Here is a 22,459-nt window from a genome sequence, read left to right as displayed (position 1 = left end):
AGCAGCCTTTTTTATATTTTCACAAAATAAAAAGACGTTACCGGAATGGTTGATCACATCGACCAGAGATTCCAGTACACGTCCTGCGCTTATCATGGCAACATGCAGCTAAAGGTTGGTGCTTAACCAGCAAATCGCTGAGTTGAAAATACTAAAGCTGAGTTGAAATATGAAAATAGTTATGACGAGGCCAGCATGTACCCGGCTCCCCGAATCGTAATAATTCTCTCGGGATGGAGAGGATCATCCTCAATTTTTTTTCGTAGATTACTGATATGTACAGCGACTGTTCTCGTATCCTCCAGACTTTCCATACCCCAGACGAGATTGAACAACGTATCGACAGAGATGACCCGATTCACATTTTGTGCCATATAGGAGAGTAGACTAAATTCTTTTTTGGATAAAAAGATCGGTTTACTGCCTATGTTAACGGACTGTGCATAGAAATCCAGTGTCATTCCTGGTAACTCCAACAGTTGTTCCCGTCTGCTTGTCGATACTCTGCGAAGGTGAGCCTTGATTTTAGCCATGAGCACGCCCGGACTGAACGGTTTGGTCACATAATCGTCGCCGCCATCGGTTAATGCACTGATCTTTACCTCATCTTCCTCATGGCTGCTCAAAAACAAGATCGGAGCATCGGTATAGACCCGTGCGCTCCTGCACCAGTCAATGCCGCTTTCATTCACCAGCATCACATCCAGCACAATCAAATCCGGGTTAAATGATGTAAGCAGCTGCATTGCTTCTGTCCCGGTGTGGCTGTATGAGGAACTAAAACCTTCTCGTTCACAATATGCCTGAACAATCTCGCATATATGGGGATCGTCATCGACGATCATAATTTTGTACGTGTCCTTCATGCTGTCACCTTCCTGTTTTTTGAATACAGTGGCAGCGATATATAAAATATCGATCCCGTCTCGCCATCGCTGTCCGCTTGAACAATCCCTTCATGCGCTTGTACAATTTCCCTGCAAATCGCAAGTCCGAGTCCGCTACCCTCTACTTTTATGTCTGGGCTTGGCCGATCATATCTGTAATTGCGATCAAAGATTTGTTCGAGTTGGTCCGGGGGAATACCCATGCCAGAGTCTTGTACACTAATGATCACACTAGGATGATCTTTTGTCTCGTCCACGGCTAGAGCAAGACGTATACTTCCACCAGTTGAGGTGAACTTCATCGCATTTGATACGAGATTAAACAACGCCTGTTCTAATCTTTGCTCATCGATCTCAATGATCGGAAAGTCAGCGCGATGATCTTCTCCTTTTCCGATATCCTGTGTGAAATCTAATCCTGCGTCAAGCACAACCAGCTCATATTGTTCAAAAAAACGATGTAGGAATTCGGCGGCATGAACCGTCTCCATTTGATATTCTACTTGTCCCGTCTCCAGATGCGACAAGTAGGACAACTCTCCGATCATATGATTAATCCGTATCGTGTTATCACGGATATACTTCAGGTACTGTTCATTGCGCTCCGGCTTCACCCTGTCTTTTACAGCTTCGACATAACCGAGCATGCTGGACAGCGGCAGTCGCAAATCATGGGTTATGTAGGCGAGTAGCTTCTTCCTTCCATGCTCCGAGCGGAGTAACTGCTCATACGATGTACGCAGGTCTTCATGAGCTGCAGATAGTGCATATGTGCGTTCCTTCACGAGTTGCTCCAAATTGGTATTCATATCGGTAAGCCTGTCATTCGCTTCCTGAAGCTCACGGGCAATCCGTACCTCGTTTGTTGCGGCCCTTGTGAATCTTGAAGAAACCAGAATCAGCTGTGCAATCGTAAATATTAACAAACCCATCGGTGATGTATTTCCGATTGGCGACCACTCATTGTAATATAAGAAGTCGTTAATCACGGTAACCATAGCAACCACGGATACGAGTAGGAAAATCAGAGCCCCCTCCATATGCTGCATAGCCGCTTTGGCTAGTCCAATCATCAGATATGCCATATGAAGAACAACGACCGCACCAATCAGCATTAACATTTTGGTATAGATCAGTGCAGGGGTTACGACAACAACCAGGCAGAGTATGCCCGTTGCGATCCGGCTGCCAAGACGGAACCATCGCGTGACATAATTCGGGAAAATACATTCAAAATACTTGGTAATGATATAGCCGCCAAGAGAAAGAGCCAGATACTCCATCTTGAACTGCAATTCCCACGGGAAATCAGGGAAAAACTGTGTAAACATCAGCTCGCCATTCAACATGGATCGGATGCCAAACAACAAGGTGAACAGACCAAAGTATAACGGTGCTCTGTCCTGACGGCGGAGCAAGAACAACATCAGATTATATATGCCAATGACGAGCAGACTTGCCGTTATAAACATGTCTGTGGCAACATTCAGTTTAGTCTGGACCGTTAATACGTTACTGCCACCTAGTTCTATTTCCTTGGTGATACCGCCACGATTATGATAGAAATTGGATACTTGTATCACTAGTTCTACCGTGTCGCTCTTGGGCTGGAAGAACACCAGTCTTGTTGCCAATTGCGGTGTCATGTCACTTTTGTCCTGACCAACCGTACCGGCTGCTGTCAGCAGTTCTCCATTTACCCATAGTTTATATGCATGGAAAATGGTAGGTAGCCGCAGCGCAAGTCGCTCATTTCTGTCCTGCTCGCTAAGCGTAATGAGCAGACGAAAAGTGGCAAAGCCTTCTCCTGTCAGTTCTTGACCATCCAATCGGTAGCCTAACCATGATCCAGGGATATTGATATATCGGTCAGAATGTCCACCCATTTCCATACGACTTCGTATATCCTCAGGCGAAAGCAACTCATGCCAGTAAAATGTCCATTCCCCCTCTAACTTTACAGGGTTCGTACGAATGTGGTCCCGAGTTAAATCGAGTATGCCTTGTTCGCTTCGAATGGGGGGGGGTTCTGGAGAAGACATGATGGCATAGCTTATGGCCGCACCGATAACAACAACAAACGTAATGTGAAGCAAGATCGTACGAGAACTGACTCGAAGAATATCCCTGATCATGAAGTCGACCCCAATCTACAAAATTCGCTATAAATATCTGAATATCTTCATGATAGCATCAACCTAAGAAAATGTGTGAGTAGTTGAGATGAAAACTTAAAGATAGGGTTGATTCTTATGGAAATCAGCGTTTATATTCCGGTTCTACCAATGCGACTGGATAAGGATTATCCAGCACCCATAACACGGCTAGCTCACTTAATCGGGCAGGTGCATCATAATCCGATCCATTGCGTAGCTTGTGTGCCAAGTCGTGTGCCTCTTGTAAGAGAGTCGGGTTTAGCGGAGAACCGGTGCCTAAGTGCTGAACCAAGGTAGCCAGCATCTTACGATAATCTGCATCCCAGTTTCCACCACCATTGCGCAATACTTCATCAGAGATGCGCCCGGTAATACGAATGACCTCGCCCTGAACCGTTGAGGCATGACCCTGTGGAGGAATGAGATACGCCCACAGCTCTTGGTGTTGCTTGGACCAGTGATCTGCCTTTACATGGATGGGGCTTGTTCCATCATGCATGATCCGATTGGCCACAGGTTTAACATCAAATTGTCGATACAACTTGTCCAGTGCGTCCGACACTTCATTAACCTTGTCTTTATTATAATTTTCACGGACGAATTCAAAATCCTTGCCGATTCGTTTCACCGACTCCTTCATTGCGGGGGTGATCGTTGCTCCAGCATTCAGCAGAATGGAGGAAATCTCTGACATGTTAACAATATCGCTATTCCGGCAATTGATTAATCCCTTGGCCAGCGGAGTATTTCCCTGGTTATTTTCCACATCAATCTTAGCCCCGTGGCTTATCAACTCTTGAACCGCCGGTGTTCTATATGAATTCACTGCTGCATGCAAAGGGGTTTCGTTGGTGTAGTCTACCGCATTCAGATCGGCACCGCGTTCAAGAAGTAGTGCTACGTTCCCCGACCAATGTGAAGCATGAGCATGTAAGGGTGTACGTTGGTATTTGTCACGTGCATTCAGATCGGCTCCTTGCTCCGCAAGCCAGTGAATAATCTCATCTGGAATATGCCGAAAGCTGAGCGCGGTGCCTTTGCTATACCCCCCGATTGCATCCCATTCGCAATGTTCGAAAACTTCTTTTATCGCATGAATATCTTTATTCTTAAAAAGCTGTTCCAGATTAGCAGGTAATGTTGTTTGCTTCTTTGTCATTAATATCTCCCTCTCCTTCGTGAGTATAAGATCTCTAATGATAGGTAATCAGGTTCCAGAGTGATTGGCGATGATAGAGTAGATTGCAATGATTACCAAATTTTATCACACATGTCCATTGAGAACCAAACACTCAGCTGCCTTCAAAGGTGAACTATTCCTTTGTTCTATAGCTATTGGAGGGCGTATCGTTGTGCTGTGCTATACTTTAGGTAAATGTTCTGCCTGAAGCTTTGCTGAGAATAGGAGGATATATGTCCTGGAGTAAATTAAAACAACAATTAGAGAGTTTCCTTAGCCCGGCACTGGCCGGAACCGTAGCGTACCGGGCAACCAGTTATCGCTATTCACCGGATAAATCAGGGAGTGGTTATCTGACCGTGGATCAGAAGAATATCCTCAATATGGCGGATACGACCACACCCATTCGGTGGTATCAGAGCGATCAGGAGATTAAAAATGATCCGAATATCGTCATTCCTGTAAGTATGGAAGAGATTGAAGCCATCCGCAAAGAAACCAAAGGCGCTGTCCCGGAAGAACGTCTTGAAATCATGGTGCGAGGTAGAAAAAGCACATCTCATGCCAAAGAGCTGTTAGCGGCTCAAGCTGCGTTAAGCAAATCTAATTTTACAGCGGTAGCAACGACGTTTCTAGCCACTTCAATCGAGGACAATCTGGAGAGCAATGACATTCTGCTCAATATTCTGGCGCTGATCGATAGACGGGTGGGCAAAAAGCGGATTCTGAACATGTCGGAATCGATTAAAATGAAGCATTCTGCCGTGCAGTATTTTTACGAACTTCGCCGCAGAACGGTGTGAAATTTGAATTTCGCAAGTTATACTAAGCTTATAAACAGCTTATATTGCAAAGAGAGCCGTGCTGTAACACGACTCTTTGCACAATAGCCGCTTTTAAGGGCGGTGGGCTTCAAACAAGAGGATACACGACCAAGTAGACCGCGACCTTTGCAAGGGGGGCGGTCTACTTGTGTTTATCGGACAGTAGCTAACCAAGACTCCAACAAAATTTGGATTTTTTATTGTGATTTTGTACTACATATTGTTTTCATGCTTCAAAAAAGTTAAAATAGAATGAGAACATATGTTTTTATTGTGCTATATTTTATACATATTCGGGGGATTACTGCGGTTGAACTTGTTAAGGGGTGGATACGTCCAATGTTACGATTAACTAAACAGCAAGCCAGGCAGTTTTTATTGTTAAAGCATGGGTTAATGGGAGAGCATCAATTTGTCGGAAAGTCAGGGATCATGGAATTTACAAGACAGGTTGGCTGCATTCAATATGATCCTATTGATATCTGTGGAAAGAATGCCGAATTAGTACTACAGTCACGCATCAGTGGGTTTAGCAAGAACATGCTCGACGAATTATTGTATCAGGATCGATTGCTGATCGATTATCCCGACAAGAATCTTGCTATAATTCGGGTGGAGGACTGGCCTTATTTCGAACGGTACAGACAAGCTGCCAGACAACATGCAGAAAGCTATCCCCAGATGGAGACACTGATAGGACAAGTACGGGCTCATACACAGCAGGTTGGTCCGGTAAGTTCGAATGAATTAAATGCCTTGCAATTAGAAGGAGACTTCACTTGGCGTTCAGCCATTCACTGGAGTAGTGGGAACAATGTCTCGCGCTCGGTGTTAGAGCAGATGTACTCGACAGGTGAACTGATTATCCATCACAAAAAGGGAACACGTAAATATTATGATCTGGCTGAGAAATACATACAGGCCGATTTGTTGCATGCGACAGATCCGTTGTTGAACGAATCAGAACATCACAAGTGGAGAGTATTGCGCCGAATCGGTGCAGTTGGCTTGCTGTGGAATCGTGCATCGGATGCCTGGCTTAATATATGGGGGTTAAAAACGGAGCAGCGGAACAGAGCCTTTCAAGAGCTATTGCTGGAGGAGCGCATTGTTGCTGTTGAGGTAGAACAGATGAAGGAACGATTATACTGCCGTGCAGAAGACTTGCCTTCGATTGAACGCATACTGCAAAGTCCGGAGTTACAAGAGCGTTGCGAATTAATTGCTCCACTGGATAATCTAATGTGGGATAGGAAGCTTATTTATGCATTGTTTGAGTTTGACTATAAATGGGAGATCTATACGCCGGCTCTCAAACGGAAATTCGGTTATTATGTGCTACCTTTATTGTATGGAGATCGGTTCATTGGCAGAGCGGAGATTATTGTGGAACGTAAATTCAAAAGGCTGGTTGTTAAACATGTCTGGTACGAAAAAGACATTCAGCCCACCAAAGAACTTGTAGCCGTGGTGAAGCAATGCTTCGAGCGGTTTTCAATATTCAATGACTGCGAGACGATTTCAATAGAGGGATAAGCATAAAAACCAAAGTTGAAGATGATATATGTTTTGAATTTCACTTGATATAGCCTAAAGCTATAACTAGTCATGCTTTTTTGGTATCTCTTCTAACCCCGCTTCACGTGATATGATGATCATATACAACTGAGGGGGTTATTTTCATGACAGATAAATTCCAAATCGTAGGAAGTTTATTGCGGCCGGATGAGCTGCTGACATATAAAACACAGATTGAACACCGGGATGATATCCAGTATCCATTCTATGAAGACTTTCAAGGGTACCAGCAATGTGAGAGCAAAGCGATTGAGCAAGTGATTAAAAAAGAAATCGAGAATGATCTATCCGTCATCACAGACGGCGAGTTCTCCAAATCGATGTGGCATCTCGATTTTGTCTGGGGTTTTGGTGGAGTGGAGCGTTATATCGCGGATCATGGGTACTTTTTCCGGGATGTGGATGGCACTTCGAAATATGAGACTCGTAAAGATATCGGGCTGCGCATCACAGGTCAACTAAGCGGCAAGAATCATCATTTCATTCAACTGTTCAAACAGCTGCAAGACCAAGCGGGTGAACAGCAGACTAAACTCTGCATTCCATCGCCATCGCATATTTTCGGTGAATTGTCCTGGTCGGACAACATCGGAGGGAAGGATGCAGTGTACCAGAATACGCAGGAACTGAAAGCGGGTCTGGTGAGTGCTTATACGGAATTTGTGCAGGAGTTTGCAGATGCGGGCGGTACGATTTTGCAGATGGATGACTGCCTGTGGGAACTGTTTGCCGATGACAATCCGAACTCGCCGTTTACCGGAGAGCATATTAATCAAGAGGAAGTACAGGGCCTCGCAACGGAGTTTATTGATATCAACAATACGGTCATTGACTTCGGTCGTAGCTTGGGTCTGAAAATGTGGACACATAACTGCCGCGGCAACTATGATTCCCGCAACATGGGCGGTGGATCGTATGCGAAGATTGCAAATCTGTTCCTGAAGCAATTGAAATATGACCGTTTCTTTTTGGAGTGGGATGATGACCGTGCAGGTTCCATCGAAGCGCTGGAAGTGTTCAAAGACAGACCGGATACGGAAATTGTACTGGGATTGTTGTCCTCCAAAACGAGTACACTCGACGATGAAGAACGTGTGGTTCGTCTACTGGACGAAGCCTCCAAGATCATCGATAAGGACAGACTGTTGTTGTCTCACCAATGCGGCTTTGCCTCCTGTGATGGCGGTAACGAATTGAGCGAAGCCCAGCAGTGGGCGAAGATTCATCAAGGGCAGCAGATTGCGAAGCAATACTGGGGAAGCTAACCCACATAATAAGATAGATATTTTCATGGGCGTGACATAGACATAGGCACAGGCGTAGACATAGACGATGCCTCGTAAATGGGGAGCAAGATTCAACCATACGTGATGCCTTTATACGGCGATCTTTTCCGAGCAGGATTCGGGAGAGGTCGCTTTTTGTTTGGACGGATTTGTTGACTTGTGACGGATATGACCTTGTTGTGATTCTTCTCACTTTCCTGACCTTACATCTGATCTACACTTAATGGCATGTAGATAGGGGGAATTGCGAAATTGAACGGGAAATGTGGAGTATGCGAGTACAAAACGACGTGCGGCGGCTCAAGAGCAAGAGCGTACGCAATGACGGGAGATTACATGGCCAGTGATCCTTCCTGTGCCTATATCCCGGTGGAGCTACGTTAAAGTTTATATGGCGGGAAGTGTAGCATGGACAATCAACGCACGAAACAAGTTGTTATTGCTGGCGGTGGGATTACCGGATTAAGCGCAGCTTATTATATTCAACAGTTTTGCAGAGCGAATGATATTACAGTAGAACTTATTATTGTTGAAAAAAATGATCGATTCGGTGGACATGTGCACACCGGTAAAAGGGATGGATTCGTGATCGAACGGGGGCCCGATTCTTTTCTCGCACGGAAAACATCCATCATTGAGCTTATGCAGGAGCTCGGTATGGGCGAAGAAATCGTTGGTACGCGTCCAGGGGTGTCACATAGCTATATCGCCTATCGGAATAAACTGCATCCAATCCCGGATGGCTTTATGCTCGGTGTGCCTACGAAGTGGAAACCCTTCGTAACAACCCGTCTATTGTCACTGCGGGGCAAGGTGCGAGCGGCTGCAGATCTTGTGTTGCCGAGGCGGCCTGGCGGGGAGGATGAGTCGCTAGGGCATCTGCTGCGCAGGCGACTTGGTGATGAAGTGCTGGAACAGATCGCTGAGCCGTTGCTAGCCGGTATATATGCTGGCAATGCAGACGGACTAAGTGTACAGGCAACCTTCCCGATGCTGCAAGAAACGGAACAGAAACATCGCAGCCTGATCGTGGGCATGTTGGGTATGAGAAAAAGCCGGGCTCCAAAGCAAGCCACCCAGCCGACAGTTCAACCAACAGTTGAAGCAACAGCCAAACTTACATCCCAACCACCGGGCACGGCTGCAAGAAGTATGTTTTTGAGTGCAAGTGGCGGTTTGGAGGGCGTGGTGGCACAACTAGAGCAAGCATTGTCAACTAGAGCACATTTGATTCGAAATACGGAAATCTCTCGTGTGACGAAGGTAGACCAAGAACAAGAGCAAACCAAAGATAAGAATAAAGGAACAGGGAAAGAAAAAGATCGTGGGCATTATACGGTTCATTTTAACAATGGAACGATGCTTGCAGCAGATGCGGTAGTGATCGCAACTCCAGCGTATGCAGCAGCGGACATACTCGCACATGAGCATGAGCCGATTGCGGAACGGCTGCGTTCCATCCCGTATGCATCTGTGATGAACGTTGTGCTGGCTTATCGTAAGCAGGATGTGGGTATTGACCTGAATGCATCAGGCTTTGTTGTGCCACGCAAGGAAGAGCGCAAAATTACGGCCTGTACCTGGACTTCGTCCAAGTGGGCACACACAGCGCCGGAAGGCCACATTCTTTTGCGAGCATATGTAGGGAAATACGGTCGTGACCCGGTAAGTCATCAGTTGGCGGATGACGATATCATTGCCGAAGTACGCCGAGAATTACAGGAGACGATGGGCATATCTGCAGAGCCTGTTTTTACAGAGATTAACCGATTACCGCTGTCCATGCCCCAATATCAAGTCGGACATCTGAAACGAATCGCTGAGGTGGAGCAGATGCTTGCGGACGTTATGCCAGGCGTTTACGTCGGCGGTGGGGGATACCGAGGAATTGGCGTACCGGACTGTATCTCTCAAGGTAAGGCCATGGCGGAGAAAGTACTTGGCACATTGTTGGACACTAGATGAACATAAGAAGCGGCAGCCTGTCCCGAAATACAATCGGAAAGAGGCTGCCGCTTCTTTTTATGGTTGGGTGGGGCTAACGTCTGTGCTTGAATACTTCACTCCATAAATCAACTCACGTGATGAATCAATAGATCGACTATTCGGCAGCAGCCTGTTGTGCCAGCCATTCTTTTTTTAATATCGCATATTGATACGTGTTCTCGTATTTCGGCGTGCCGTCTTCATTTTTAACAAAAGAAATAAACTCCAGGAACAGACCTTCCCTGCGCATGCCCAGCTTCTCACACAGCTTCTGGGAACGGAGGTTATCGTCCTCGACATAAGCGTAAATTCTCCGAATGTCCTGTTCCATAAAGAGATGTTGCATGAAAGCACGAGCACCTTCACTGGCATATCCCTTTCCTTCAAACCTTCCATTGAAATTCCATCCGATACTATACGTATCGGAATCTGATTTTGAATTGGATTCCGAACCTGATTCTGAACCGGAGTCTGAATCTGGATCATGACCTTCTGTCATACCAAACAGCTCTCCAATGATTTCGTTACTGTCTTTCAAACACACAGCAATATGGGAGTCTTCCTTGCTTCTTTTTTGGACCTCTGCAACGGCGTCTTCTAACGTTGTCAGCTGTTGATCCATAAAGCAGTTGACCCGCGGATTTGCAGTATATTCGAGTAACCCGGCAGCGTCCGATGCGGCAAAATTGCGTAAAATCAATCGATCAGTCTCAATCGTTTGCATGAATGATTCCTCCAAAGATGATGGAGACAGATGAATGGCATCTGCTCCTTATTTCGTATTTTGAATAGTGTAATAAGGTGTTGGATCATGAAATATGAAATACGGTTTATCCCTTCTTAGGTGCCAAGTCTCTCGACTTAACTATAGCAGGTACAGTTTTGGGTTTGATCGTTGTGCTGACTTCTTTTGCCTCGCTAATTTCATTGATCTCTATAACCTCATTGGTCTTATCCGTTTTATCCGCTTTGGAGAAAATGTTCATTAACTTGTCTTTGTAAATATATCCGAGTACAAAACCGACAACAGCAATAACGGATATGACGATTGCGATAGTGTACTGCTGTGTTTGAATCGTTGAACCTACCATAGCCGATCCGATAATCCATGGCACTCGTGCTACCAGCAGAATGATGAAGAAACGCAAGGAGCTAATGGAGGTTAGCGCGGCAACAAATACCAGCATATCCTTTGGTAAGCCCGGAATTACAAAAAAGATAAATAAAAAGATAGCAAACTTGCGCTCATCATGCATGAAAGAAATCCATTTCCCATTTTGTTTCTGCAGCAGGCGCGATACAAAATCACGACCGATAAAACGGGTGAAATAGAAGGCGATGGCTGACCCTAAGATCAGACCGACCGTTGTATAGAAGGAACCGAGTGCGGTACCGTAGATATATCCCCCGGCTATCTGTACGATCTCTCCGGGAATAGGTGCAACGACGATCTGTAGAATTTGAAATAAAATAAACATGATCGGGCCCCAATGTCCCGTTGAATGAATATAAGCTCTGAAGTTTTCCATCGACGACATGATTTTGATGATAGCTGGTGCATAATAGATCAGTAGAACCGCGGACACGACGGCGATCAGACCAAGCAGTACTTTCATCACGATACGTTTTGAGATTTTCGGCATAACGTAAGACCCCTTTTTGTAATGACATTCACTATTAACAGTATAAAACGAAATCATGAAGAGATACCTACTTAACTTCTGAAGAATTCTTAAGGCGGTCCTGATGCGCTGGCTCTGATGAGACTCGCAAACTATACTGAAATGAACGGAGGGATTTTGAATGAATAACAACAAGCAGATTCTGATTGCAGACGACAACAGTGAGATTCGTGAAATCGTAAAGATTTTACTAGAAAGTGAAAATTACGAAGTCATTGAAGCCGTAGACGGCCAAGATGCGATTGATAAAGTAACAGAAGAGACCGATCTTATTATTCTGGATATGATGATGCCCAATAAGTCAGGACTGAAGGCGTGTCTGGAGATTCGTGAAAAAACGAGTGCGCCGATCCTGTTCCTTACAGCGAAAACACAGGATTCAGATAAACAATTGGCATTTTCGTCGGGGAGCGATGACTTTTTGTCCAAGCCTTTCTCATATACCGAGCTGGTGGCCAGGGTCAAAGCGCTGCTTCGTAGATATTATGTATACCGGGGCAAGGAGAAGGTTGAGGAATCCGAGCACATTGTGGTGAAGGATCTGACGATTCATCAGGATGCCAAAACCGTATTTATCGGCGAGCGAGAAATCTCGCTGACCGACATTGAGTATCAGATTTTGTTACTACTGGCATCGAAACGAAGAAAGGTGTTCTCAGCCGAAAATATCTATGAGAGCGTGTGGCAGCAGCCTTATTTTTATACTTGTAATAACACCGTGATGGTTCACATTCGTAATCTGAGAAACAAGCTGGAAGATGACCCGCAGCAACCTAAATATGTGAAGACGGTTTGGGGGAAGGGGTACAAAATTGAATAAGCTGCTCATCGGAAAAAAACTGAAGCTCAAGCTGGTACTTGCAATTATTCTCTCTCTGTTCGTTTCCGTAGGTACATTCATCGTCTTGCAGGTGGTTGGCGAAACGGCGCTGGACAGTTATCTCAGCAAATCGACGTTTATCGAAAACAGGCAAAGGGATGTGCTGGAACGATTTAGGGCCATGGTTAGCAGTGAGCACTTGTCCTCGCAGAATCATGAAAGGCTCTCGGAATGGATTCGTGGGGAGCGGTACTTGGAGCTATTCATATTTGAACAGGATAAATTGATTTATGCATCCAACACGGAAGCGGATCCTGCGATAAATAAAGAGCTGTTAACTCAGTTTTTACCGTCCAGAACACCGATTACAACAGTCCAGTTTGCAGATCAGGCGGCACAGATTTATCTGGTGGGTTTCTATGAATATCAATACTATAACCTGCTTCTGATCTTGACGGTATTCATCGCTTTGATTGCGTTCATTCTTGCCTTCCTGCTCATGATTAATCAGAAAATATCGTATATTGGCAAGCTGGAGCGTGAGATTAAAATACTGGAAGGCGGCAATCTGGATTACAAGATTACTGTATCAGGTAAAGATGAGTTATCATCGCTGGCATGGAGTATTGACGAGATGCGTAAATCGTTTGTCGAACGGCTTGGCAGTGAGGAACGGGTGAGAACGGCGAATCGAGAGTTAATAACGGCGATTTCTCATGATTTGCGCACGCCACTCACGATTCTACTTGGATACATGGACATTATTGAACTGGGCAAATACAAGACACAAGAGGACCTGCACAAGTATATTCACAATAGCCGGGAGAAGGCGTTTCAGATCAAAATTTTATCAGACAAGTTGTTCGAGTACTTCACAGTATCCTCTGCATCAGAGGAAGAGGAAGTGGAATTCGAAATCTATGATGGACGGGAGTTGATTGATCAGCTTCTGGATGAGCAACTGGCCGTAATGGAAGATTTCGATGTTCACATGCAGCAGAAGCATGGGGAACGGCCCTTTTTACTAGAGATGAATCTCGTAGCCATTCGCCGTGTATTCGATAATATGTTCTCCAATATAAAGAAGTATGCGGATCGTTCTCATCCAGTGGATATCGAGTTATCCCTTAAGCTGCAGACGTTGATCATAACCGCTCGAAACCGGGTTAGATCTGTTGACATAACGAAGGACAGCAATGAGATTGGACTGGTCAGTTGTCAGAAAATAATCGAACAGCATAACGGGACACTGAAGATATCTCAGCAAGCGGACACCTTTACCTTACAGATTGAATTGCCTGTTATTCTCAGTAAAGAAGATCCAAAGTAACAGTTAATACAGGCCATGGGGAGTAGGGCAGTTTGGACATAAATAAAACATTTTCGCTTAATCGATGTAACTTCCAGGTGTTGGGAAGGGTTATATAAGAGAGTTATAGAAAAGGTCACATGAAGAGTGGCATAAAGAAAAGAGTAAGTGAAATAAAAGTGCAAGTGACAACATGAGGGGAGAGGGTCTTGTGAAGAACAATCATACTCCACTGAATAAAAAACGGGTTTTAGAAGAACTGGACTCGCTGGGTTATTCGAACCGAATGAAAGAGATTGCGCGGCTGGGACGGAATCATCTGGCTGTGGCCCCGAAAGATTACGCGGCGTTGCTGCTTGAGTTGCTGGACAGCGGAACATCGTACGAGGCGCAGTTGGCATTAACCGGTGCCGGAGCAGTACAAGATGCGCAAGCCGTTATATACGCATTGAATCATCCCAAGGCTGGGGTTAGGGGAAGGGCTGCCTGGCTGCTGGCAGAGGTGGTCACTGATCCGGGGTATGACATTGAATCCGAGATTGTTTCGATGTCGCACCATTGCCGTCAGCTGCTACTGCGAAGTATTGTGAAGTATACCAGACAGGATTGGGCAGAACGTCTGTTTCCGATCGTATTGGAACGTTGGGGTGCCGATGAGGCTGCTCTACTGCTATCCATGTGCGGTGAAGCAACGGTTCGCACACAATTGCCACAGCTTGGATATGCAATTGATAATTGGAGAACCATAACAACCCGTTACCCGGATCTGGTCGCTGCTTACTTAAAGGATGCGTTGAATGAGGCATCGGAGAGCGGCAAGTCCAGCGTATGGGCTGAGATGAGTACGGCGGTAGAGAAGCTCAGTATGTTCAGACCAGCAATGGTCCTGGAATATGCGTTGTCTTATGGTCCAAAAGAACAGATTCATCCTGTGATTAAGAATCAACTGGGTATCCTGATTCAGACTAGCCCAGAGCAAGTATTTGAACTGCTCACAAGGCAGGAGACAAGGGCATATCTTCTGAACAACGGAGTCCCGGCGGGGGTATTGAAAAAAAGAAGGTACTTCACCACCGCGCACTGGACCGCAATTGTGACCATGCTTGCGGAAGCGCCTCTCCAAGTGGCAAAGGTGCTGGACACGCTGGCGCCTTCAAGCCGTGAAGCGTTATTTAATGCGGCGTACCCGGAGCAGGAGCGAATAAATCGAATGTTCCCCACCGATTTGCTTGATGTACTGCCACATCTGTTGCGTGACAAGGAAGCAGTTCGTATGCTTACCCTGAGGGAAGTTCGGGAAGACCGGGACAGAACGTACGAAATGACAGTGCGTCGTCTGATCACCCAAGTTAGAGAACCGCTGGAGAAATCTGTTCAGGTGTCGAATGCAGATGAGCGAGCTGCGGCCTATTCCCGGCTTATTCGAAGCACGGCTCTGTCCCGAAGCGGGATGGAGGAGACGTTAAATTTCCTGACAAGAGTGAAAAACGATCAGGACCCGGTACGTTTCATCGTTATGGCCGAATTATCAAGATGTCCAGTCACGATGTTTAAAGAAGAGCATGTGCAGCATCTGACGATCCTGGTCGACAGTGTCATCGAGGCCAGAGATACTTCGCATGGAACCAGAACGGCAGTTGAGCAATTGGCTTTTGACATTCTGCGGGAGCATGCAAGTGAACCGGAGAGTCCCTTGTTCCAATGTGCGCTTAGAACGCTCAAGCGCATGGCGATGCGTGATGGGCAGTTTATGTTATTTTCCAGAGAGTGGGACAGTCTGCCGCAGTCCGCGCTCGAAACCTTATTTGACGAGATCTATGCCATAGGTTTAGAAGCGAACAAGCGGGAGAGTGACTATGTCGTGCTGGTGATGGCCGATGTATTTGGTGAATCGATCGAACGACTGCCCAAACTTCAGGATCTTCTGGAAGAGTTAGTGAAGGGGAAGAAGTCAGCAGCTCAGGCCGTCAGGTACTGGCTGGCACCCTACAAGACCAGGGATAAACGGGTTAGGGAGCTGCTGGACCTTGATCCAACCTTCATCTCATTCTATCAAGTGTTCGAGCATTTACACCGGAAACGTCAGGAGTGGCTTGATCCGTTTATCTCTGGCAAAATCCTCAAAGGTAAGCATTTAACGGGGAAAACGATCTATCTGGTTCCAGCTCATAATGGCTTTTACCGCTGGTTGCCTCGTCAGCAACAAGCGCTGGCTTCGCTACTTGACCGGGTGGCACAAGACAACAAGCGAAGCTTCTATGAGCGTGCAAATGCGATGCGGAGTATGGCAGGTATGCCGGATTATCGTTCGAATCCATTGCTAGAGAAGCTGCTAACTGATCCGGAAGTACATATCGTGGAGGCCGCACTGCATGCTTTTTCGTTAACGGAGGAACCAGAAGAGGCTCTTAGGGTGCTGTTAAACCATCTGGATGGAGATCGTGCACGAGTGGCGATGTATTCTATTCCGAGGTGTGCACGCAGGGTGAATCCGGTGCTGCTCACGTCCATGCTTTCGGACCTGTTAGACCGGGAGAAACTCAAGATTACGGTGCGGAAAGAAGCGGTGCGACTGCTGGGAGCCTATAAAAGCCGTGAGAGCGTAAACTTACTCGTACGGGAATTTGAGAAGCCAAACAGGCACAAGGATGTCATCATTGCCATTGGTCATGCGGCGAGACAATGTCTGGATGACGAGCGAAGCTGGGCGATGATGAGTGTTATGGCTTCCTCTTCGGATCGGGACATTGCACGCAGTTTGCTGAATCAACGACCGGATGTCCTTCCGGTGGAATCGCGACTGCGATATTTACAATGGATTACCGAAATAGCGGCCCATGATGACCCGATTGTATCGATGGAAGCCTTTTATGCGATGTCATGCTGGGCACAGGTGAGTGCAGAGATCATTGCGGAATGTGCTGGCAAAGCACTAATTGATCTGCAGGATGGTACGCGCTGGAAATCTGCGATTCATGCTTTGGTCACGGTTAGCAGGGACGGGAAAGTGAATGATCGGGTCGTGCAAATCATCCGGCAGTTGGCAGAAGTGGAGGCCAAAGATGACTGGAACGCAGGCAGAGAGCGAGATTTACCGCATCGTCAACGTTTGCTGGAGTTGATAGATCAGCTCGTCTCGGTATCCCTACCCGTGAAAAGGAAACTTGCTCCATTATATGTAGCCATGATCAGGGCTCTTCAGCACCAGGAATCGCTGAAGCTCAACATGATACGTCTACATCTGGCTGCATTGGACTGGAGCCAACCGGATCAGGCGGTACAAGGGTTAGACCCTGTTATTGATATCGTTAATGCGCATCCGTATGTACTGGAATCGGTTGATCGGCAGATTGCGCGTACGGTGCTTGATGGGAAAGGATATTGGAAACCGGAGCAATTGCTTCACATCATAGATATGTTGAATGTGCGGACGGATATGGCGTCTTCCTGGGTAGGGTTGTCGTTGCTGAAGATTGCTGGTGAGGAACTAGCATGGAATCAGGATTGTCGCAATCGATTAAGAGCTTACCGGCAGCATGCGCATGAACCCATCCGGTTACAGGCGCTGGACAGCTGGACCATACTTGAATAACGTCACAGGAAAAGCGGTACAGAGATCATTCCGTACCGCTTTTTTTGGATGATTTAATTTTCATAAAAAATGTCTCGGTGACCGTTTAGTAACCCGCATTAATGGATTCAAACATTTGCTCTTCATATTTCAGTACACTGTCGCTTCCAGGCTTGGTTACTCCGGTATATACGTTTTTGGTATTGTGATAGAAGGCCTTGGCAAAATCTCTGAGAAGGTCAAGGTCATGATGCTCCAGAGCGATAGCCTGAAATATACCACTTAACATATATTTGTCGTTTGAACTATCGTCAAGATATCTCAAATTAAGAAATTCATTTAGAACGTATACTTTGAATTCCTCAAGCTCTTCGGTAGTCGGGACATATTCCTTAGCCAGCTTCTCTACTGCTGCAGCCTTTTCCTTCGGGGATTGCTGGTTGTTGGCGATGTGATCAATCTGTTCTTCCCATGCAAAAGAAGGGGTCTCATCCTGGATAGAAACTGCAGGAGACACGTCACCACCGCCCCCGGTGTAGATCATCAAGGTGTTAAACGTGTACATCAGGAATGACAACATAAATATAAACTCTTTCATTTTTTTCCTCCATTGGATATCTATATAGCGTAGTTTATCAGAGGTTCGAATGAATGTCATGTAATTCATGTTTAATTGAACATATAAATAAGTGTTATGTCAAAAAAAGATCAATTTACTTTAAAGCAGAGAAGTGTTAAAATTTGGTGGAAAATGCTAGAAAATTAGCATGAATTTTGCTTGTGAATGATCTACAACTTAAGGAGGTATCCCGTATTGAACATTATATTTGTCGTGGATATTGTGCTCAGTGGCCGAGGTGGAATGGAAACAGTCCTTTCGTTAATCTATCATGAACTCAAACAGAGGCATGATATAACGGTAATTTTAAGAAGAGAATCGGAAGATCACACCTGGGAAGAGGGGATAAATACGATCACTCTGTCTGCCAAGATCAACGATTTTATCCCACAGCATATTTTGTTCAATATGTATTCTGCTGCCTTGGCGGACGTCATGAAAGATCTCCCGAGTGCAGATATCATAGTCTCAACAGGGGCTATCGGCGTGAAAGCTGCAACAATGGCAGTGAAGCGTTTAGATAGGCAAGTGCCGGTGGTTAGCTGGCTTCATTTTAATCTGGATTTTTACTATCAATTCTTCGAAGATTTACGAGCTGCAGATGGCCATCTGGCGATCAGTGAAGGGAATTTAAGAGATTTAAACTGTGTTTTTCCCGAAAAACACAATAAGCTGGTCTACAATCCCGTGAAATTTGATAACACTCCATATGTGAACAGAGCACCTCATCCCGTATTTCTAGTTGTTGGAAGACTGGTTAAGGTAAAAAATGTGGATCAGATTTTGAGGGCCTTTTCCCCTTTGCAAAAGGAATGCTTTGAATTACACATCATTGGTGACGGGGGGCAATATGAATCGTTAGTAGAACTGTCCCGACAATTGGGGCTGCAAGATCACATCGTTTGGCATGGATGGCAGCAAAGGCCATGGGATAAGGTGAATAGCGCGACTTCATTAGTCCTGGCGTCCGATACGGAACCGTTTGGGCTGGTTCTAATCGAAGCCCTTTCCAGAGGGATTCCGGTGATCTCAAGTAACTGCAAGTATGGGCCAGGAGAGATTGTGAATGACAGCAATGGCTGGCTGTATGAACCTGAAAATCTGGAACAATTGACGTCTATTTTGGGCGGCATTATGCAAGGTCATCTACGGCTTCCTGAACCTGAAGTATGCAGAGAATCTGTGAGAAGGTATGCAGTTCAGAGCATTGCTGAACGGTTTGAACAGGCACTTCAGGAGATTGCAACGTATCGAACCGTTACAACAGGAATGAATCGTTCACAAAATATTCAAAAAAACAGTTGACACAGCAAAAAAATGGAATTATTATAGAAAAAAATTCAATTTAATGAAATTAAATACATTAAAACATCATAAACATTGAAGAAGTAATTATACACAAAGTCATACACAGGACTCTACGGCATATCCATTATGAAATCATATTTCAATTTCAATGAAATTGATGTTACGTACAATTCCTAGACTAACCTCTTGATTCCCTCCTTTCGTTTTAAAATAGACTTGAATGTACAACTTTTGTGCTAGACAAGCCTTCACTCCATACTTCTAACGATTGATTCGTTCAGCTTCTTTGTTTTCTCTTACAGCTTCCTCTTGTACTACACCTTTTTCGTTCTATTTATGCAAGCGCTTACTTTTGGTTGTTATATGAGAGGAGGTGAGAAAATATGACGAATTACAAAAAACCAACTTTCCGCAAATTGGAATCTGCAGCGATTGCTGTTGCAGCAGGCTGCGGCTGTGGCTGTGCATTTTCAGTGGGCGGCGGTTACGGATGTTAATCATTTATTCTTCATGAACACACAAAGAGGCCTGTTTATCGGCCTCTTATCTTGATTACTGGAGGCTTGTTCATGCAAATAGAGGAACGATTGCATATTCCGGATGTCGCAGTGTACTACGAAGATGGTCATTATGTCGTACATAACGTTCAACTCAACTGTTGGGTTGTGTACTCACCAAGCGAGTATGATATTGCGTCGGAATTGATATATGACAGGAAGTCGGTAGCAGAATTGATTGAATCCGGTCTGAACCCTCAGCAGGTGAAACAGGTTGCTCGAAAAATGCTGATGTACCGTGTGGCCTATCAAGGAGAAAGACCTGCCGAGTATCACTTGCTGGATGTGATGCAGAAGCAGGGAATAGGCAAGGTGCCGCCTACCGCTGTTTATTTTGTAACCACCTACAAATGTAATCTGAGCTGTATTTATTGTTACGCGGACAGCAGCCCGGAGCGCTCGATGAATGGGGATATGAACACCGAAGAAGCCAAAGACATGATCAGACAGATCAAGGAACTGGGTACCAGTACCATCGTATTTACAGGCGGTGAGGCATTTATCCGTAAAGATATTATGGAGCTTATGGCCTACAGTAAGGAAATTGGATTACGAGTCAATGTAATCAGTAACGGCACGTTGATTAATAGCCGTGAAAAGGTCAACGAAATTGCCAAACTGGTGGATTTGTTTACGATTAGCTTTGACTCGCTCGATAAAGAGGAGCATGAAGCCAACCGTGGCATAAATACGTGGGAACGAGCGCGTAAAGCCATCGATTTGATCCTGGAAGCCGGAATCAAATTAAAAATCAACCAAACGGTGACCAAGCATAACCGGGATTCGGTTGATCCCATGCTGGAGTTCGCGACGGAGCGTTCGGTACGCTTGAATATTGTACCGCTAGCAACGCTTGGCCGCGGAGATGACCGCATGCAAGGACTGAACTTTGGTGAACGCCGCCGCATCGCGGATCGGATGTTGGATATCGAGATGGGAGATGCCCATGAAGACTGCCATGCCTTGAACGTAAGGCAATATGAGCGTAGACGGCATTGCGGTCACGGCACGAGTGAGTTTTCAATTGATGCGAAAGGTAACGTTTTCCCCTGCAAGCTGATGCATTCTCCGATGTTTCACGCTGGGTCGATTCGGGAGAAATCACTTCGGGAAATATGGGAGACGTCGGAAGTGTTTGAACGCTCACGGAACAGGACAGTACACACGTTGCCAGAGTGCATGAAGTGTACGTTCAGGGAATCTTGCGGCGGAGGTTGCCGTGCATTCCATTGGGGAGCCACAGGCGATGTTGATGGAACCGATTCGCAGGATTGTTCAGGCATCAGACGTGGAATTCGTAGAAAAATGGTCGCTTATTTCAAAATGGCAGGAGGTAAAACGAATGAGCCAGTGGTTTCAAATAGCCGATGATGTTTTTTTTGATGAGAATGTAGAGGGAATATTCATTCTTTCGGATTCTGGCGAGGTATTTGTCTTGGAGGATGATGTTAGTAAAGCGGTATGGAATATGCTTGCCGATTCTGCGCAATCTCTTGAGGAGATGGGTCAGCAGATCAAACTGAAATTTAATATTAGCGAAGAAGATCATGTCGAGGACGATATCCGGGATTTTGTAACGGCATTATCCAAAATGGGAGTTCTGAACGAATGCTTAGTACCCGCAGACAGGATTTCCTGATTCACGCATTGCAACAAGGAAAGTCTATCCCAATCGTGATCGATGGCAACTGCATGCATCCTCTTCTTGTTCAGGGGCAACACGTTGCTGTTCATCCTTTGCTGGAGGAGATCAAAGAAGGCGATGTTGTGCTGGTTCGTGACCAGATGAACGGCTTTCTGGCTCATCGTATTATCAGTCTTGGACATGACTTCGTTGTTACTGCAGGTGACCGCAATCACTTGTCTGATCCTCCTGTAAGGCGAGATGATATTTTGGGACGGCTGGACATACCGGAAGATCCAATGCTCAATCAGAACCCGGATCAAATTCCCGATCAACGTCACTTGACCTTAGCTGATTCACATGGGTCATCATCTGAAATGAAAGTTGTGGTTCATCCTGATGCCATGGGTACTTCATCCAGCGAAGCGTTATCCCGAGCCTTTGGTGTAGATATCATCATTGCGGAAAACCCGTTCAGCCAGCTAATAAGTATGCGGGAGAAGGGATGGACATCCGTTGTCATTCATGAAGGTGCAAGGCAGCATCTATCTCGGCTGCCGCATGCTGCTAGCAAGGTCGTGATCTTTGCAGGTTATGAGGTGGCGAGAGAGACGGATGAATCTGCCGGTATTATTGGCATGAGTGATGTCGATTTCGTGGCCCGAACAGCCACCCAGTACTGGAATACACTACATGCAGAACTAAGCATTGCAGCGATTATAGGTTTTCATATGAGGGGGACAACCGTATGTCATGGGTAATTACCGCCACATGCGAAGGAGAAGTGCTGGCGAAATGTATCGTGGCTTGCCCGGAAGAAGCCATTCAGACATCTCCGGGTGCCAAGCAATATTATATTAATCCATCGGTATGTACCGATTGTGGCTTGTGTGATCTGGCCTGCCCTGTGGCAGCTATTTTTCCAGAAAGCGCCGTGCCCAAGCAATGGAGAAGCAGCATTGAAGAAAATCGTTCGTTTTTTCTCACGTAGTCACGCCGTCATAACCTGCATGTGTCAGCGCAAGGAGGAAGAGCCTTGCGTTGACATGTAGTACCAGGGAAGAAGGGAAGC

General features: G+C 45.8%; 18 protein-coding genes and 1 pseudogene. 13 read left to right on the top strand and 6 right to left on the bottom strand.

Annotated elements, in window-relative coordinates:
• Nucleotides 1-179 precede the first annotated feature (179 nt).
• From AB4Z30_RS22190 to AB4Z30_RS22180, 3 genes are all read right to left on the bottom strand, one after another.
• A complete protein-coding gene (locus AB4Z30_RS22190; protein ID WP_441929630.1) occupies nucleotides 180-866 on the bottom strand; it encodes a response regulator transcription factor in 687 nt (228 codons plus the stop codon).
• Complete coding sequence (locus AB4Z30_RS22185) at nucleotides 863-3,022, bottom strand: ATP-binding protein (RefSeq protein WP_441929629.1); 2,160 nt, start codon at nucleotides 3,020-3,022, stop codon at nucleotides 863-865. Before AB4Z30_RS22185 ends, AB4Z30_RS22190 begins: the two co-directional genes overlap by 4 nt.
• A 124-nt stretch (nucleotides 3,023-3,146) precedes the next feature.
• Nucleotides 3,147-4,202 (bottom strand): ankyrin repeat domain-containing protein, encoded by a 1,056-nt coding sequence (locus tag AB4Z30_RS22180; protein ID WP_441929628.1) that lies wholly within the window; start codon nucleotides 4,200-4,202, stop codon nucleotides 3,147-3,149.
• Between the two features lie 254 nt (nucleotides 4,203-4,456).
• Between AB4Z30_RS22180 and AB4Z30_RS22175 the strand changes: the two genes are divergently transcribed.
• The 5 genes and pseudogenes from AB4Z30_RS22175 (at nucleotide 4,457) to hemG (ending at nucleotide 9,876) form a co-directional block, all read left to right on the top strand.
• Nucleotides 4,457-5,026, top strand: coding sequence for an SF0329 family protein (locus AB4Z30_RS22175; RefSeq protein ID WP_441929627.1), 570 nt, complete (start codon nucleotides 4,457-4,459; stop codon nucleotides 5,024-5,026).
• 360 nt (nucleotides 5,027-5,386) lie between these two features.
• Nucleotides 5,387-6,583: a winged helix-turn-helix domain-containing protein gene (locus AB4Z30_RS22170; protein WP_441929626.1), complete on the top strand. Its 1,197-nt coding sequence runs from the start codon at nucleotides 5,387-5,389 to the stop codon at nucleotides 6,581-6,583.
• 146 nt (nucleotides 6,584-6,729) lie between these two features.
• Nucleotides 6,730-7,890, top strand: coding sequence for a cobalamin-independent methionine synthase II family protein (locus tag AB4Z30_RS22165; protein WP_441929625.1), 1,161 nt, complete (start codon nucleotides 6,730-6,732; stop codon nucleotides 7,888-7,890).
• Nucleotides 7,891-8,160: 270 nt separating this feature from the next.
• Nucleotides 8,161-8,295, top strand: a pseudogene (locus tag AB4Z30_RS22160) (radical SAM/SPASM domain-containing protein); the annotation flags it as partial.
• Between the two features lie 24 nt (nucleotides 8,296-8,319).
• Nucleotides 8,320-9,876 (top strand): protoporphyrinogen oxidase, encoded by a 1,557-nt coding sequence (gene hemG / locus AB4Z30_RS22155; RefSeq protein WP_441929624.1) that lies wholly within the window; start codon nucleotides 8,320-8,322, stop codon nucleotides 9,874-9,876.
• A gap of 136 nt (nucleotides 9,877-10,012) precedes the next feature.
• Here hemG and AB4Z30_RS22150 read toward each other — a convergent pair whose 3' ends face one another.
• Nucleotides 10,013-10,621 carry a GNAT family N-acetyltransferase gene (locus AB4Z30_RS22150; RefSeq protein ID WP_441929623.1) on the bottom strand — a complete coding sequence of 203 codons (609 nt, stop codon included), beginning with the start codon at nucleotides 10,619-10,621 and terminating at the stop codon, nucleotides 10,013-10,015.
• A 106-nt stretch (nucleotides 10,622-10,727) separates the two neighbouring features.
• Nucleotides 10,728-11,540 (bottom strand): TVP38/TMEM64 family protein, encoded by an 813-nt coding sequence (locus AB4Z30_RS22145; protein ID WP_441929622.1) that lies wholly within the window; start codon nucleotides 11,538-11,540, stop codon nucleotides 10,728-10,730.
• Nucleotides 11,541-11,700: 160 nt separating this feature from the next.
• Between AB4Z30_RS22145 and AB4Z30_RS22140 the strand changes: the two genes are divergently transcribed.
• From AB4Z30_RS22140 to AB4Z30_RS22130, 3 genes are all read left to right on the top strand, one after another.
• On the top strand, nucleotides 11,701-12,399 hold the full coding sequence (locus AB4Z30_RS22140; protein ID WP_441929621.1) for a response regulator transcription factor: 699 nt from the start codon (nucleotides 11,701-11,703) through the stop codon (nucleotides 12,397-12,399).
• On the top strand, nucleotides 12,392-13,729 hold the full coding sequence (locus tag AB4Z30_RS22135; RefSeq protein ID WP_441929620.1) for a histidine kinase dimerization/phospho-acceptor domain-containing protein: 1,338 nt from the start codon (nucleotides 12,392-12,394) through the stop codon (nucleotides 13,727-13,729). Before AB4Z30_RS22140 ends, AB4Z30_RS22135 begins: the two co-directional genes overlap by 8 nt.
• 190 nt (nucleotides 13,730-13,919) lie before the next feature.
• Nucleotides 13,920-17,300 carry a HEAT repeat domain-containing protein gene (locus AB4Z30_RS22130; RefSeq protein ID WP_441929619.1) on the top strand — a complete coding sequence of 1,127 codons (3,381 nt, stop codon included), beginning with the start codon at nucleotides 13,920-13,922 and terminating at the stop codon, nucleotides 17,298-17,300.
• A gap of 85 nt (nucleotides 17,301-17,385) precedes the next feature.
• Here AB4Z30_RS22130 and AB4Z30_RS22125 read toward each other — a convergent pair whose 3' ends face one another.
• Nucleotides 17,386-17,877 carry a hypothetical protein gene (locus tag AB4Z30_RS22125; protein WP_441929618.1) on the bottom strand — a complete coding sequence of 164 codons (492 nt, stop codon included), beginning with the start codon at nucleotides 17,875-17,877 and terminating at the stop codon, nucleotides 17,386-17,388.
• 216 nt (nucleotides 17,878-18,093) lie between these two features.
• Here AB4Z30_RS22125 and AB4Z30_RS22120 point away from each other — a divergent pair, with 216 nt between their 5' ends.
• The 5 genes from AB4Z30_RS22120 to AB4Z30_RS22100 all read left to right on the top strand — a co-directional run bounded on the left by AB4Z30_RS22120 (nucleotide 18,094) and on the right by AB4Z30_RS22100 (nucleotide 22,378).
• Complete coding sequence (locus tag AB4Z30_RS22120; RefSeq protein WP_441929617.1) at nucleotides 18,094-19,203, top strand: glycosyltransferase; 1,110 nt, start codon at nucleotides 18,094-18,096, stop codon at nucleotides 19,201-19,203.
• A 572-nt stretch (nucleotides 19,204-19,775) separates the two neighbouring features.
• A complete protein-coding gene (locus AB4Z30_RS22115; protein ID WP_441929616.1) occupies nucleotides 19,776-21,134 on the top strand; it encodes a radical SAM protein in 1,359 nt (452 codons plus the stop codon).
• A complete protein-coding gene (locus tag AB4Z30_RS22110) occupies nucleotides 21,106-21,402 on the top strand; it encodes a PqqD family peptide modification chaperone (protein WP_441929615.1) in 297 nt (98 codons plus the stop codon). The genes AB4Z30_RS22115 and AB4Z30_RS22110 overlap by 29 nt, the downstream gene beginning before the upstream one ends.
• Nucleotides 21,372-22,148, top strand: coding sequence for a S24/S26 family peptidase (locus AB4Z30_RS22105; RefSeq protein ID WP_441929614.1), 777 nt, complete (start codon nucleotides 21,372-21,374; stop codon nucleotides 22,146-22,148). The genes AB4Z30_RS22110 and AB4Z30_RS22105 overlap by 31 nt, the downstream gene beginning before the upstream one ends.
• A complete protein-coding gene (locus AB4Z30_RS22100; RefSeq protein ID WP_441929613.1) occupies nucleotides 22,136-22,378 on the top strand; it encodes a 4Fe-4S dicluster domain-containing protein in 243 nt (80 codons plus the stop codon). The genes AB4Z30_RS22105 and AB4Z30_RS22100 overlap by 13 nt, the downstream gene beginning before the upstream one ends.
• Nucleotides 22,379-22,459: the final 81 nt, after the last annotated feature.

The organism is Paenibacillus sp. 2TAF8 (genome assembly GCF_052114825.1).
Classification (GTDB): domain Bacteria; phylum Bacillota; class Bacilli; order Paenibacillales; family Paenibacillaceae; genus Paenibacillus.
Note: the sequence above shows the minus strand (reverse complement) of the source record. Positions and strands in the feature narration are given on the sequence as shown.

Bases quoted from the DNA above. Each gene is read 5' to 3' on its own strand.
- AB4Z30_RS22190 (WP_441929630.1), bottom strand. From the start codon at position 866: ATGAAGGACACGTACAAAATTATGATCGTCGATGACGATCCCCATATA.
- AB4Z30_RS22185 (WP_441929629.1), bottom strand. From the start codon at position 3,022: ATGATCAGGGATATTCTTCGAGTCAGTTCTCGTACGATCTTGCTTCAC.
- AB4Z30_RS22180 (WP_441929628.1), bottom strand. From the start codon at position 4,202: ATGACAAAGAAGCAAACAACATTACCTGCTAATCTGGAACAGCTTTTT.
- AB4Z30_RS22175 (WP_441929627.1), top strand. From the start codon at position 4,457: ATGTCCTGGAGTAAATTAAAACAACAATTAGAGAGTTTCCTTAGCCCG.
- AB4Z30_RS22170 (WP_441929626.1), top strand. From the start codon at position 5,387: ATGTTACGATTAACTAAACAGCAAGCCAGGCAGTTTTTATTGTTAAAG.
- AB4Z30_RS22165 (WP_441929625.1), top strand. From the start codon at position 6,730: ATGACAGATAAATTCCAAATCGTAGGAAGTTTATTGCGGCCGGATGAG.
- hemG (WP_441929624.1), top strand. From the start codon at position 8,320: ATGGACAATCAACGCACGAAACAAGTTGTTATTGCTGGCGGTGGGATT.
- AB4Z30_RS22150 (WP_441929623.1), bottom strand. From the start codon at position 10,621: ATGCAAACGATTGAGACTGATCGATTGATTTTACGCAATTTTGCCGCA.
- AB4Z30_RS22145 (WP_441929622.1), bottom strand. From the start codon at position 11,540: ATGCCGAAAATCTCAAAACGTATCGTGATGAAAGTACTGCTTGGTCTG.
- AB4Z30_RS22140 (WP_441929621.1), top strand. From the start codon at position 11,701: ATGAATAACAACAAGCAGATTCTGATTGCAGACGACAACAGTGAGATT.
- AB4Z30_RS22125 (WP_441929618.1), bottom strand. From the start codon at position 17,877: ATGAAAGAGTTTATATTTATGTTGTCATTCCTGATGTACACGTTTAAC.
- AB4Z30_RS22115 (WP_441929616.1), top strand. From the start codon at position 19,776: ATGCAAATAGAGGAACGATTGCATATTCCGGATGTCGCAGTGTACTAC.
- AB4Z30_RS22110 (WP_441929615.1), top strand. From the start codon at position 21,106: ATGAGCCAGTGGTTTCAAATAGCCGATGATGTTTTTTTTGATGAGAAT.
- AB4Z30_RS22105 (WP_441929614.1), top strand. From the start codon at position 21,372: ATGCTTAGTACCCGCAGACAGGATTTCCTGATTCACGCATTGCAACAA.
- AB4Z30_RS22100 (WP_441929613.1), top strand. From the start codon at position 22,136: ATGTCATGGGTAATTACCGCCACATGCGAAGGAGAAGTGCTGGCGAAA.